11 protein-coding genes are annotated in these 14,880 nt (G+C 45.9%); all 11 read left to right on the top strand.

All coding sequences use genetic code 11. From position 1 onward, the window contains the following. Position 1 precedes the first annotated feature (1 nt). The 11 genes from CEF13_RS05190 (at position 2) to CEF13_RS05245 (ending at position 14,828) form a co-directional block, all read left to right on the top strand. Complete coding sequence (locus tag CEF13_RS05190) at positions 2-319, top strand: cytochrome C oxidase subunit IV family protein (RefSeq protein WP_102709735.1); 318 nt, start codon at positions 2-4, stop codon at positions 317-319. 94 nt (positions 320-413) lie between these two features. After that, entirely contained in the window at positions 414-1,310 is an 897-nt protein-coding gene (gene ctaG, locus CEF13_RS05195) for a cytochrome c oxidase assembly factor CtaG (RefSeq protein ID WP_102709736.1), read from the top strand. A gap of 48 nt (positions 1,311-1,358) precedes the next feature. Beyond that, positions 1,359-1,802, top strand: a complete 444-nt coding sequence (locus CEF13_RS05200) for a DUF420 domain-containing protein (protein ID WP_424991994.1) — start codon at positions 1,359-1,361, stop codon at positions 1,800-1,802. Positions 1,803-1,976: 174 nt separating this feature from the next. Then, on the top strand, positions 1,977-2,699 hold the full coding sequence (locus tag CEF13_RS05205) for a hypothetical protein (RefSeq protein WP_102709738.1): 723 nt from the start codon (positions 1,977-1,979) through the stop codon (positions 2,697-2,699). Between the two features lie 29 nt (positions 2,700-2,728). Continuing rightward, positions 2,729-3,115, top strand: coding sequence for a GntR family transcriptional regulator (locus CEF13_RS05210; protein WP_102716217.1), 387 nt, complete (start codon positions 2,729-2,731; stop codon positions 3,113-3,115). Positions 3,116-3,130: 15 nt separating this feature from the next. Further along, the gene (locus CEF13_RS05215) at positions 3,131-4,060 is read left to right on the top strand and encodes an ABC transporter ATP-binding protein (protein WP_102709739.1); all 930 of its coding nucleotides are present in this window, start codon (positions 3,131-3,133) and stop codon (positions 4,058-4,060) included. A 1-nt stretch (position 4,061) separates the two neighbouring features. Further along, positions 4,062-4,967, top strand: coding sequence for an ABC transporter ATP-binding protein (locus CEF13_RS05220; protein ID WP_102709740.1), 906 nt, complete (start codon positions 4,062-4,064; stop codon positions 4,965-4,967). Continuing rightward, positions 4,960-6,267 (top strand): ABC transporter permease, encoded by a 1,308-nt coding sequence (locus tag CEF13_RS05225; protein WP_102709741.1) that lies wholly within the window; start codon positions 4,960-4,962, stop codon positions 6,265-6,267. The genes CEF13_RS05220 and CEF13_RS05225 overlap by 8 nt, the downstream gene beginning before the upstream one ends. 953 nt (positions 6,268-7,220) lie before the next feature. After that, entirely contained in the window at positions 7,221-8,930 is a 1,710-nt protein-coding gene (locus tag CEF13_RS05235) for an S-layer homology domain-containing protein (RefSeq protein ID WP_166742941.1), read from the top strand. A 204-nt stretch (positions 8,931-9,134) separates the two neighbouring features. Beyond that, on the top strand, positions 9,135-11,729 hold the full coding sequence (locus tag CEF13_RS05240) for a glycoside hydrolase family 3 N-terminal domain-containing protein (RefSeq protein ID WP_102709744.1): 2,595 nt from the start codon (positions 9,135-9,137) through the stop codon (positions 11,727-11,729). A 333-nt stretch (positions 11,730-12,062) separates the two neighbouring features. Beyond that, entirely contained in the window at positions 12,063-14,828 is a 2,766-nt protein-coding gene (locus CEF13_RS05245; RefSeq protein ID WP_102709745.1) for a glycoside hydrolase family 3 C-terminal domain-containing protein, read from the top strand. The last annotated feature ends 52 nt before the right edge of the window (positions 14,829-14,880 follow it).

The following is a 14,880-nucleotide window of genomic DNA, read 5'->3' on the forward strand; positions in this document are numbered from 1 at the left end:
CATGGCGAGCAATCATACAGCCACAGAGGGAAGCACCAAGCGTTATAAAGTTGAAGGCCCCAAAAAGGCCATCATTTCGTTTATTTTTTCCGTACTGCTAACATTTCTTGCGTTTGCGACAGTTATCAGCGGAGAAATAAACAAGGATTTTACTTACATCATTTTAATCGGATTGGCTATTCTACAAGTATTTATTCAAATGGCAGTCTGGATGCATATGAAGGATCGCGGTCATACGTTTGCGATTATCGGAATTTTGATGGGTGTATTTATCGTATTTACTTGCGTCATTATGGCGGAGTATTGGGCTTGGTGGTAAAACCATCATTTGTATGAAGGAGAGGAGGGTTCCCAAAGCTGGGTCCCTCCTTTTTTCTAAAATGAGCTTAATGTAATGGAAAGGAGCTTCCACGATGCTTGGCTTACAGTATTTCCGCTTCGAAGAATTGTGGACCCCAATGTTTCTGTTCGGAATGACGGCAGTCGTTATTCTATATTTCTACTTAATTGGTCCATGGCGGGAGAAGCATTACCCACAGGAACCAGCAGCGACCCTCCTCCAAAAGGTGATGTTCGTGTCTGCTGCTATTATGTTTTATTTAGCTCATGGAGGACCTCTTAACTTATTAGGTCATCTTATGTTTACGTTTCATATGATCAATATGTCAGTCTCCTATTTAATCGTACCGCCATTAGTATTACTAGGCGTGCCAGGCTTTGTTTGGCGCAAACTATTTTCAGGTTCATTTTGGAAAAAGTTAAGCCCAATGATGAATCCTATTATTACATTGGTGCTCTTTAATATGCTTTTTTCCATTTACCATGTTCCTATTGTCCATGACTATGTGATGACGCACTTCTCCGTGCATCGTCTTTATTATTCGGTGCTGCTCATTACTTCTTTTATGATGTGGTGGCAAATCGCTTGTCCAGTTCCAGAATGGAATCGTTTAACTGACTTGAAGAGAATGGCTTACGTATTTGCGAATGGTATTTTGTTAACACCGGCATGCGCACTAATTATTTTCGCCACTACCCCTTTGTATGCGATATACAATGATCCGAATGTATGGGTAACGGCAATGGGATATTGTGTAACAGGGGATCCTAGCAGATTGCTTGATACCTTCAGCGGTCCGCAGTTCTTTAATCTCATGGATGTCGTTGAGGACCAGCAGCTTGGTGGTATTGTGATGAAACTGGTTCAGGAGTTTATGTACGGTTTTATTTTGGCCTATATTTTCAAACAATGGTTCAAACGTGAACAAACTGAAGATGATTTACCGAATACGAATACCGGTACGGCTTAGCCGTCATATTTTTTAATAGGTGGGGTAACGTTGAATAGTTTTAATATTATGCCAACAATCAGTACCTTTTTTATCGTACTAAGCGCAGTACTTGTTGCTATTGGCTGGAGACTGGCGATTAAACGCAGGTTGGTTGAGCATCAGAAGATGATGGTCTATGCAGCAATAGCAGCGTCTATCTTCTTCATCGTATATGTTTCTCGTACTATATTTGTTGGGAACACCGCATGGGGCGGTCCAGATTGGTTGAAACCATATTATCTTGTTTTCCTGCTGTTCCATATTGTGCTGGCGACTGTAGCGGCTGTGTTTGGAATAACGACGCTTACGCTTGGATACAAGAAGAAATTTGCAAAGCATCGGAAGTGGGGAAAGGTGACTTCGCTCATATGGTTTGTTACAGCCATAACAGGAACGATGGTCTATATTCTTCTCTACCTTATGTACCCAGGCGGACATACTAAGCCTGTTATTGACGCTATTTTCGGCTAAAACATTTCAATCATCCCCATTAAAAACCGTGCTATCGTAAGAGATTATCTCTTGCATTAGCACGGTTTTATTTTGTTTTGTTGGAAAGGGTTGACATCGTCGTAGTTAGTCAATATACTGTGTATAAGGATATATACAGTATATTGACTGTTGATGTTGAGAGGAGAAAATAATGTGAATGTGTGGAAAGGTGCTTGGTTCCTAGCGAAGCATGAGCTGGCAAAGGATAGATGGAAAAGCTTGATATCGCTTTTGATCGTCGGTTATTTATTGCTATTTACAGTTCCTTTGTTTTTGGATGCGAATAGTGACGAAACAGGTTCGATTAACTGGGCAATGGATTTTGTTTACTTAACTATTCTTCCTTGTCTAGCCTTTTGCTTCAACCAGTCGATGATGCGTTATTGGAAAAATGATGCGTATACGCATAAGATAGCGCAGTGGCGAACGATGCCAATATCTTCTAAGCAAATAGCAATTGGCCGATTGATTCAATTGACAATCGTATTATTTGTAACACAGCTTGTCTTCTTCAGCTTGCAGTACTTAATCGTCTATATGAATGATGTAAATATATCGATAGGTTACTTTGCTTTATATGGATTGTTATGGTTTGCCTACTCGTTGACGATTGCATCGATGTATGTATATTGGGAGCTTGGCCATACGGGAAAAACGTATTTTATAATGAATTTATTGTATATTCTCCTATATCTCATTCTCACGTTGTGCTTGGCTTTACTCAAGATTGGGAATATCGTCATAACCTCCCTCCATTTCATAGAAGATGGCAATGGCTGGATTGTTCTTGTTGCACTGGCTATAACGGCGTTGGCTTTATTTATAGGAATGAAACGAATAGAAAACCGACTTGAGAAGCGGAGTTATAGAGCTTAGACAATCGAGAAGGAAAGAAGGTGAAAGTCATACTGCTGCCGATACAAATAAACGATCAAAGCGCCGAGCCACTATACCATCAGATTGAAGTTCAATTGCGTGCTTTGATTGTTAGCGGACAGCTAACTGAAGGCACACTGCTTCCATCGATTCGAGAGCTTGCTCAAACGGTAAAATGCAGCGTTATAACGGTAAAGCGAGTATATAATGACTTGGAAGCAGAGGGCTTACTGCGAACCAGACAAGGAACCGGCACTTATGTTGCCAAGGTAGGAGAGCTCGAACGTGATCGTCATCGACTATCTGCCGTGATTGAAGCGTTAGATCAAGCTGTTATAGCCGGAAAGCGCGTGCAGTGTACGGAGAATGAGCTTGAAACCATGTTTAAGGAAGTCATGAATAAATATTATGAGTGAGGATGGGGGAGAACGATGGTTGAGACGAATGCGATTCAGTTTACAGGCGTAGTACAGAATCGTTCTAAATTCCGACTTGGTCCGCTAAATATGAGTATACCGAAGGGATTCATTACTGCCATTGTGGGACCGAATGGATGCGGAAAGAGCTCCAGTTTCAGTTTAATGCTCGATTTAGCTAAACCAGACGAAGGATTGATCGAATTATTAGGTCAAAGATTGGAGCAGGGACCATCAGTAGATTTAAAGAAGCGAATCGGTTATTTGCCGGAGGAATCCTTATCGCATGAGAACAATATGAAGGCTGCTGCAAAAGCGGAGTTCTATCAATTTTGGTATGAGAGCTGGGATGTGAACCGCTATCGAGAGCTATTGCACTTATTGGAGGTTGATGATAATCAGCTCCTTGGCAAAATGTCGAAGGGTATGCGCCGTAAATTTGAATTTGCATTAACGCTGGCACATGGTCCAGAGCTATTATTGCTCGATGAGCCATCCTCGGGGCTTGATCCATTAGCCTGGAAAACGATGATCAACATTCTTCATCGTTATATGGATCAAGGAGATCGAACCATTCTGCTGACCTCCCATATTATTGAAGAAGTGAAACGTCTTGCCGATTTTATCGTATTTATGGATCGTGGAATGGTGCTTGGCATGTATGAGAAGGATGAGCTGTTCAGCAGCTGGTTTACTTTATTTGTCACTGGACCTGACCTTTCAGAGAAGCTGGCCGCAACTATGCCAGGACAATGCGGCGTAGATCATGCAGGCGGAACCACTTATCGTATTACAACAAGTAAAGCTGCGGAGGCGGAGCAATGGTGCGCAAGAGAAGGCTTGCAGCTAGTCAGCAGACAGGCGCTGGAACTGGATGAAATTATGAGCGCATTATTATTGCAAAATAGTTTGAGTACAAGATTAAATGAAAAGAGGGGAATTTAGAATGAATCCATTGAAAGTGGAAGGAATTGTTAAGCAGTATGGCGACAAAACTGCAGTAAACGGAATTAGCTTTGAAGTTAGCGAAGGAGAGATTTACGGTTTGCTTGGGGCGAATGGTGCCGGCAAGACGACAACGATGAGAATGGTGCTGGGCCTTATTTATCCGGATGAAGGCCAAATATTGTACAACGGTAAAGCATACAGCAATAATGAATTGCGTAATCTAGGCTATTTGCCAGAGGAGAGAGGGCTGTATCCAAAGGTTCGCGTGAGTGACCAGCTCATTTATTTGGGACAGCTGCGGGGGATGTCGAAGAAGGATGCTGACAAAAACCTTAAGAAATGGTTGGATCGCTTCGAGGTGCCTGAGTATTACAATAAAAAGGTTGAGGAGCTATCCAAAGGAAATCAGCAAAAAATTCAATTTATCGCAAGCATCATTCATTCGCCGAAAATCGTCATTCTTGATGAGGCATTCAGCGGTCTCGATCCGGTCAACGTAGAGCTGTTGAAATCAACGGTCAAGGAGCTGCGCGACACTGGAACGAGCATCTTGTTCTCAACCCACAGGATGGAGCATGTAGAGGAGCTTTGTAGAAATATTACGATTCTGCATCGTTCCAATGTCGTGTTGAAAGGTAGCCTCAAGGATATTAAGAAGCAATTCCCGAAGGAACGCGTTATATTAAACACGGAGAATGAAATAACTGGCCTTAATCAAATTGTTGGTGTTACGAATGTTGTACGTCATGAATATGGCTATGAGGTTGGCATTGCAAACGAAGCGGTTGGTGGAGATATTTTGCGGCATGCGATGGGGCAATCGACCATTACGAGATTTGAAATCAAGGAACCGACATTGAATGAAATATTTATTAAGACGGTAGGCGGTGATAGCCATGAATAGCTTTTGGACAGTAGTGGGCTTTACGTTAAAAAACAAATTCAGAGCAAAAGCGTTTTTGATTACAACTTTGATCATTGCCATTATTATGACTATCGGAATTAATCTTCCTTATATTTTCTCGCAATTCAACAGTGGTGACAAAGTAAGCCAGATTGGATATATTCATTCTAAGTCAGCGGAAGATTCGGCGACAGGTGATCAATTGAAGGCCTATTTCGAAGCACAGGAAAAATCAGATATTAAATTAGTCCCATACGAAGATAAAGGCTCGGTTTCAGAGAACGAGAAACAGCTGAAACAAGCGATTGCGGATAAAGATATTGTAGGCTATCTCCAATTTGGCAAAATGTCAGAGAACGGCTTCCCAGAGATGACATATAAATCCGAGAAGCTGATGGCGTACGAGTCGACTAGCCCCATTCAAAGCGCTCTTCAAATTATTCGTCAAGGAACCATCCTGCATGATGCTGGTTTAACAGCTGAGCAGCTTGCTCTGCTTAACGCACCGATTGAAATTGCTACGATGCAAATTTCGGCAACAGATGGTACGACAAATGTAGATGATGGAAAATCACTTGAGCAACAAGCTGTAAATATGGGTCTTGTCTATTTAATCGTTGTCCTGCTGTTTATGGCCATTATGATTACAGGTCAGCTCATTGCATCAGAGATTACAGCTGAGAAGAGCTCACGCGTTATGGAGCTGCTCATTACGAGCGTATCTCCTTTGAAGCAAATGTTCGGAAAAATCGTTGGTATGTTTCTCGTAGGTTTGATCCAAGTATCCGTGTATGTTCTCGTCCTAATTATTAACGTAAGTCTGCCGCATAATAATAAATTGCTTGAACAATTCAATATTGATTTAACGAAAATTGATCCGAAGCTGCTTATATTCGCGGTATTGTTCTACTTAACTGGTTATCTATTATTCGCAACATTGTTTGCGGCTGTAGGCTCAATCGTCAGCCGTACAGAGGATCTGGGTCAAGCCGTCCTCCCTATTACTATGCTTTCCTTGGCCGGCTTCTACATTTCCATATTCAGCATCACAAGCCCGGATAGCATGCTTGTCAAAGTATCATCCTTTATTCCGTTTTTCTCACCTTTCGTTATGCTGCTAAGACTAGGCTTAACAGATCCGCCGGTATGGGAAATTTGCACCTCGATCGGTATCCTGTTCGTCACCATCTATGTGGCTGTATGGATATCCGCTAAAATTTACCGCACAGGTGTGCTTATGTATGGCAAACGGCCTACCTTTAAAGAAATTCGCAAAGCTATGAAGGCTTATAAGATATAAATAGGTTTAGCCCACAAGAATGACACTTTGAAAAAAGCGGATTGCTTGTGGGCTATTTATTTCCTATTCAGGTGAACAAGAACAATTAGAGACACATAGAGGGGAATTGATATCATTATGAAGCGGATTAAATCTATGTATTATCAATTCATGAAAGAGCCTTTGTGGTTTAAAATGCTGATCCTAACAACTCTGCTTGTATCCATTATATTTAGCAGCTCAGCCTTCTCGGACAATAGTTATTACCGAAGCTTAGCTAAATTAACTGCAGCAATCTTTTTTTGTGCCTATGGGTTCAAAATGCGTAGAAATCGTCAAATTTCAACGGTCTTCTTTGTTCTAGCCGTTATATGCATTTACTTATCATGGAGCAGCTTGAAGCTCACTTGATTGTACCAAAAATATTGATTTACCTGCCTAGACGGGCTTCCCCAGGGAGCTCGTTTTTTTTATTCCCCAAATAAATTAACACTGTAAATTTTATTAAATACACTGCATAGGAATCTCCCCCTTCACAATAGTTTTGTCCCGTTATGTTTCAGATATAGTTCTATTATGATTAACCTAATCTCTTACATAGCGACGGCTAATGTATCAGATAACGGAATGGCACCGTGTTTCCGCAAGACAGATAAAGCATTGCAACCAGGGGAGTAAGACAAAGCCACCGAATGACTAAGCAATTAGATGGAGGTGATTTGCTGAGATGTCCACCTGAAGCATAACGTTTTCTTAATATTTATGTATGCGCTTAATAAAGAACAATGTGTGAGTGTTTGAACGTTGTAATATTACGATGCAGATTGGACCGCGTTTAAGCAAGCAGATATGAATGCGGATGATAAAATTGATATTTTCTATTTTTCAGCAGTAGCACAATTAAATGAGTAACTGAGAAGCAGGGGGAGAGCGCAGCCTTTACTCCTGTCTCAATCATGGGAGGAGCCTTCATCGTGAGACAAAAATCGTATTTGCTCAGCTTAATTTTATTAATGTGCTTTGTATATGTCCCTCCTCTGGTAACGTATGCAGATACCGCGCCTTCCTTTACTTTAAACGTGACTAACAGTCAGGTAGCATTAGGCAATGAGCTGCAGGTTACCGTTACCGGGAATGATCTGCGGGATATGTATGGATATGAATTCAGTCTCGAATTTGATCAAACGATGCTGGAATACAAGGGTGTCCAAGGCGGAATATCTGGAGGATTCTCCATCCAACCGTTGCTTGAAGGTAATAAATTACGATTTGCAAGTACCAAGTTACATAAAGTAGCGGGTGAGAACGGCGCCTTAAATCTAGCGACCATAACGTTCAAAACAATTCGACAAGGAAGCGCTGCACTAGAGCTGAAATCTGTTCAAACGGTGGATAGCCAGTTGACCGGACATACGTATCTTCCAAATACGAAGGCGAGCGCGTCGATTACTAGCGGAAATTCAGGAGACCCAGGCTCTGTAAATCCGCCAATTAATCAGTCAAAACCAGGGATTCTAAACCCGGACGTAAAGATGAATTCTGCAACGAAAACGGCAACTGCAATTGTAACCCAGGCAGACTGGGATAAGGCAGTCGAGCAAGTAGCGGCCAATGAAAAAGGAGTAAAAAATATAGAGATTGTCATTAAAGAAATACCGGGTGCAACAGCTTATGAACTGGAATTACCGACATCCGCTTTCGCAGCTATTGGAGGTTTAATCCAAATAAAGGTAACTTCGCCGCTTGGGACTATTTTAATATCCAATAAAATGTTTAAAGTAGGTGAAATAACTGCCAATAGCATACGGTTGAGGATCGGAAAAATCGATGCCAGTGAACTAGACCAAGCTTTAGGGAAGCAAATTGGTGATCGACCTGTTAGAGACATAAGCCTGTATAGCGGTGACAAAAAAATCTATTGGAATAACCCGGATGCCCCTATAACGGTAGTCGTGCCCTATACACCGAACACAGAGGAATTAAAGAGCTCTGAGCATATCGTTGTATGGTATTTAAACGAGGAGGGGAAAGTGGTTCCGGTTCCTAATGGCAGATATGATGCCACTACGGGCACAGTCATTTTCTCGACTACACACTTAAGCAAGTACGCCGTTGCATTTGTACAAAAAACATTTGGCGATATTGCTGCTTTGGGTTGGGCAAAAAACCAAATTGAGGTTTTGGCATCCAAAGGGATTATCAACGGTATCTCAGACAAGGCGTTTGCTCCTCGTCAGTCCGTTACACGCGCCGACTTTTTAGTCTTGTTAGTACGGACTTTAGAGGTTGACGTAAGTAAGGGAGCTGGAAGCGAATTTGCAGATGTGAAAGAAAGTGATTATTTCCATGATGCTGTGAGAATCGCCAGAGGCCTCGGCATTACGGAAGGCGTAGGCAACAATATGTTCCTGCCTCACGAGCCAATTACAAGGGAAGACATGATCGTATTAACAGAGCGTACGTTGAGATTGGTTAAACAAATGACAACAGACCCGAATGAGGAACAACTGAGCCAATTTAAGGATCATGCGAAAATAGCTGATTATGCTGTTAAAAGCGTTGCTGCAATGGTCAAAATGGGACTTGTTCAGGGGTCAGGCGGCATGATTGATCCAAAAGGAACAACGAATCGGGCTCAAGCAGCTGTATTGATGTACAACATTTATACAAATTTGTATAAGTAGGTTAGACCACTTCCTTCGATTCTAGTTCTATGACGATAGTAATGTAGGAGGTGATAGTTATAAAATGTGAAGTCCATCTTAAGTAAACGAGGTTTATGAAGATTTTTGGTACGGGTCATTAAAAGTTAAGGAAATCTCAACAACGAAAGCCTAAGAAGGGAATGGCAAAGCGTATAAAATATAATTAATGTGAGGGGATAGAATATGAATTCGATCTCAATAAAATCTAAACCAGTTGCGTTGCTTTTACTTGGTTCGTTGTTATTATCTTCGCTTGGTTTACCAAACGCAAGTGCGGCTAATGGCGCAACACAGCCTATTATCTCTAGTCATATGAAGAATATACTTACGATTGATGGCAAGAAGTACAAGGATTTAAACGGTAATGGTGAACTGGACATTTATGAAAACTGGGAGAAATCTACAGCAGAGCGCGTGGCCGACCTCATACCGCGCATGAGCGTGTCGGAGAAAGCTGGCCTCATGAACATCACATCTAATCCTAGCGCTACCACCGTCAACGATTTCATCCAAAATCGCAACCTACGTTACTTCATCCTACGCGACAACCCTACTGCCTTCGATATAGCTACACGGAACAACACGTATCAGGAGATCGCGGAAGCCACAAAGCTGGGTATCCCGATCGTATTCACCTCCAACCCGCGAAACAATATTGCAGAATCTCTCCAGTTCGGCTTCCAAGAGGCCTCTGGACAGTTCTCCTCTTGGCCTGGACCCTTGGGCATGGCGGCAACACAAGACCAAGCCCTTATCCGCGACTTTGCAGAGATCGCCCGCCAAGAGTGGCGCGCGTCCGGCATCCGGAAGATCTATGGCACCCAGGTTGAGGTCGCGACAGAGCCGCGTTGGCGCCGTATCAGCGAAACTTTCGGCGAGAGCCCAGAGCTAAACTCGATGATAGCCACTGAGGTTGTTAAAGGCTTCCAAGGGGAAAAGATCAACAGCGAGTCTGTTGTCCATACCATCAAGCATTTCCCTGGTGACGGGCCTGTAGTAAAAGGTCTGGACCCGCACTTACCGCACGGCAAGTATACGCTCTACCCGACGCCTGGAAGCTTGTTCAAGTATCAGCTTCCACCGTTCCAGGCTGCAATTGACGCAGGGGCGAGCGCGATCATGTCCTTCTACAACGTTCCTAGCAACGAGAGTGCCGATCAGCTCCCGAAAGAGCTTTGGTACTCTGAAACCGAGCAGTTCGAGCAGGTGGCAGGTGCCTACAACGAGGGCATTATCACCGACCTGTTGCGGAACAAGTTGGGCTTCAAAGGCTACGTGAACAGCGACAGCGGCGTGCTGGCCGGCATGGCTTATGGCGTAGAGGGCCTGACGATCGAGGAGAAATTTGCTAAGGCGATCCGCGCCGGAACGAGCATCTTCTCAGACAGCAACGACCCAAGCGGACTCATCTCCGCGGTTAACAAGGGTGTGCTCAAAGAAGAGGAACTCACTCCTTCATTGACACTTCTGCTTACGGAGATATTCGATCTCGGACTGTTCGAGAACCCGTACGTTGACCCGGCTGCGGCTCAGGAAATCGCAGACTCACCTGCAAACCAGGCACGGGCCGACGAGGCTCACCGCGAGTCGGTTACACTCTTGCGCAACAATGAGGGACTGCTGCCGCTGACCGATGCAAAACTCGCCACTACAAAGCTGTACGTGGAGGTTTTCAACGGTACCAACAGTGTCGCTCAGACCGCTTCAATGAAGGAGGTCATCGCTAAGGAAGATCCATCGGTGAAAATTGTCAATAAGCTCGAGGAGGCGAACGCAGCACTTGTGGTGTTACGTCCGAAACCATACGAGTACCCTGACCTCTCCACAGTGGAGATTCAGTTGGGCACACTCACTGGTATCGACGTTGCTCGGGTCAAACAGATCGAGGCGGCCGTTCCGACTGCCCTAGTGATCAACATGACCAATCCGTGGGTTATCAACGAGGTTGAACCCGCCGCTGCAGCTGTAGTGGCAACCTACAGCGTTAAGGCTGAAGCCCTGCTCGACGTGCTGCGCGGGCGCTTCAACCCTACTGGTAAGCTGCCGATCACGATCCCAGCTAGCCAAGAGGCAGTAGAGAAAAACGCACCGGACGTACCAGGCTACGCCGAAGCGTTCGACTACACTTATACGAATGCAGTTGGTGATGGCTACACATTCGGTTTTGGATTATCTTATGAAGCAAATACTTCTGACATTAGTGCTACGCTAACAGGAGATACGTCTGTAATGGCTGGAAAAGCTTTCAACCTTAATTTTGGTCTGAATAAAGTAGCTCAAAATGTGTATGCCGAGGAGCTTACTCTTAATTTTGATCCGGCTAAATTGGACTTTGTAGACGCAACGTCATTGAAAACAGGCTTGCAAGTCGTAAGCAAAGAGGTGAAAGCGCCAGGGAAAGTTCGAATTATACTTGCGAGCCTAGGAGAAGGCAATGCGATTCATTCGGACGGCGATCTATTAAGTTTGAAGCTTAAAGCAAAATCGAACATCCAGGCAGCTTCTACTGATGTTAAGCTGACAAACATTATTTTGGCTGATGGAAATGGTGTTGAAACGCCGCTTGCGAGCGCTACCCACAGTATAAGCATTGGTTACATTAAAGGCGACCTGAACGGTGATGGCAAAGTGTCGATTGGTGACCTAGGCATCGTTGCGGCTGCATTCGGTAAGACAGATAAAAGTCCAGACTGGGATAAATATAAGGCAGCGGATGTAAATGGGGATGGCATAATTGATATCAAAGATCTCTCTACTGTCGCGCAATTAATTGAGTAACTGAGAAGCAAATGGATCCCGGGATGCTATTCATTTAAACGAAGCTCCTCCTACATTCGTAGGAGGGCTTCCCGATCCATTTTATGCAAGTTGTTTCATAGAGCTCTATATCTATTGGATGAAAGGGAGGTGATCGGTATAAGTAATAAACGGCGGGATATCCGACATTTTGCTTTCGCTTACCAACAGTGAATGGATGGGGAACATAACATTTAACAGAACGAATCTACTTAAGCAAATGCCCAAAGGCGATCATTATTATTAGGAGGGGTTTATCTGAAATCTTTATCTTATTATTCGAAGAAGCTTTCGCTAGGATTACTAATTCTATCCATGAGTCTTAGCTTTGCCGTTGGCGCGGTTAGCGCCGATACTATTCAGCTGGCTGACTCGTCCGATTTGCCTTGGATGGACAAGTCGTTAGCGCCTGAGGCGCGATCTAAATTACTTATTGATGCGATGAGCCTCGATCAGAAGATTCAGCAGATTGCTATGAAGCCGGTGGCAAACACCAACATCCCCGGATGCGGTTTTTCCTCGCAGGGGCGCCACGTCGAAGGGATCCCCGAGCTGGCCATCCCCACTCTCCGGATGACCAACGGTCCCTTTGGCGGTGGGGACTGCGCTGTGGCACCGACTTCAACGGGTCTGACCAGTGCTCTGACTGTCGCCTCATCGTTCGACCCGGCCGTCTCATCGGCGTGGGGCGACATCATTGGGGAGGAAACCCGTGCCAGCGGCCACAACGTGCTGCTCACTCCAGGCATCAACCTGGGCCGGGTTCCGAACGCCGGACGCAATTTTGAGTACTTTGGTGAAGACCCCTACCTCGCGGGAGTCATGGCCGTCGCCCAGGTCAACGCCGTGCAGGCACACGGGGTGCAGTCCGTCGCCAAGCACTTTGCGGCCAACGAGCAGGAAACCAGCCGCCAGACCATGGACACCATCGTCGACGACCGAACCATGCACGAGCTATACCTGCTGCCGTTCGAAATGACGATCCAAGAAGCCAACCTCGCATCAGTCATGTGTTCCTATCCGCACTTGAACGGCGTGTACGCCTGCGAGAGCTCTGAACTGCTCACCGATTGGCTGCGCGAGGACCTGGGATTCAAGGGCTATGTCATGTCCGACCGTGGGGCAACACACAGCACGGCACCGGCCATCAAGGCAGGCCTTGACCTCGAGTTCGCCAGCCCCCGCTGGTTTACCCCTGAGCTGATCCACCAGGCTTTGGATACGGGTGAGCTGACTGTCGCCGATATCAACAAGCAGCTCGACCGGCGGTACACTGTGATGATCGAGCTGGGGCAGTTCGACGACCCTATCAACAGCCTGAGTCCAATCGACTTCGCGGCCAACGGGCGGCGGATCCAGGACATCGGGGAACAGGGCAGCGTCCTATTGAAGAATGACCACAGCACACTGCCGTTGAAGGCGGCCTCACTTAAATCGGTCGCACTCATCGGGACCCCGACGTTCGCCGGCTCGGCGAAGTTCAACTCGCAGGGACCCTCGAATGAGATCGTCGTGACCTCGCCCTATACTGTGACGCCCGAGCAGGGCCTGAACAACGCGCTCCACGCGTTGGGCTCCGACGCCTCGGTCACTTATAACAACGCCAGCAACATCGCGGAGGCCGCGGCGCTGGCTGCGAAGTCTGATGTCGCCGTGGTGATGGTCGGCGATATCTCCCGTGAGGGAGTCGACCGCACATCGCTCGCGCTGCCGGTTACGGACGGAGTGAACCAGGATGCACTGGTGGCGGCGGTGGCTGCAGCCAATCCGAACACCGTCGTCGTCCTCAAGAACGGCGGCCCGGTGCTGCTTCCGTGGCTCGACAAGGTGCCGGCGGTCCTTGAGGCCTGGTATCCAGGGCAGGAGGACGGCAACATCGTCGCCAACCTGCTGCTGGGGATCGTCAATCCCTCCGGCAAACTACCAATCTCGTTCCCGACCCAAGAGCGGGAAGCCGCAACCGCCACGCCTGCGCAGTGGCCGGGGATTGACCCCGACGGAGCGGGTCCCCTGCCGTTGACAGCGACGTACAGCGAAGGTCTTGAAATGGGCTACCGCTGGTACGACGCCCAAGGCATCGATCCGCTGTTCGCTTTCGGCTATGGTCTATCCTACACGAATTTCGAAATTTCCAAGCTAGCGGTTTCGCAGAAAACCTCTGATGGAAGCAAGCCGTTCCAGGTGTCATTTGTCGTGAAGAACACCGGTGACGTTGCAGGAGCCGAGGTGCCTCAAGTTTATTTAGGCCTGCCGAAGACAGCGAACCAACCTCCGAAGCGTCTTGTAGGCTTCAAGAAGGTTTGGCTTGCTCCAGGTGAGGAGAAGCAGATCTCGATCACGATTGATCCGGCAGCCTCGAACCATCCTATGTCTACTTGGGATGCAGATGCCAATCATTGGACAACACATGAAGGAACGTACGCGGTGTATGTAGGCAACTCATCAAACCAAATTACGTTGACTGATTCTATTACAGTAAAGGGCTCCAGCACAGCTGAAGTAAGTGCTTCCCTAACCGGAGATTCGTCTGTAATGGCGGGAAAAGCTTTCGACCTTAATTTTGGTTTGAACAATGTAACTCAAAATGTGTATGCCGAGGAGCTTACACTTAATTTTGATCCGGCTAAATTGGATTTTGTCGATGCAACGTCATTGAAAACAGGCTTGCAAGTCATAAGCAAAGAGGTGAAAGCGCCAGGGAAAGTTCGAATTATACTCGCGAGCCTAGGAGAAGGCAATGCGATTCATTCGGACGGCGATCTATTAAGCTTGAAGCTTAAAGCAAAATCGAACACCCAGACAGCTTCTACTGATGTTAAGCTGACAAACATTATTTTGGCTGATGGAAATGGCGTTGAAACGCCGCTTGCGAGCGCTACCCACAGTATAAGCATTGGTTACATTAAAGGCGACCTGAACGGTGATGGCAAAGTGTCGATTGGTGACCTAGGCATCGTTGCGGCTGCATTCGGTAAGACAGATAAAAGTCCAGACTGGGATAAATATAAGGCAGCGGATGTAAATGGGGATGGCATAATTGATATCAAAGATCTTTCCACTGTCGCGCAATTAATCGAATAAGTTTGGGATACGTCTCGATGCTGATTTAGCTCGGGACGTATTTTATATACTG

It is taken from the genome of Paenibacillus castaneae (assembly GCF_002884445.1).
In the GTDB taxonomy this organism is placed as follows: Bacteria; Bacillota; Bacilli; order Paenibacillales; family Paenibacillaceae; genus Pristimantibacillus; species Pristimantibacillus castaneae.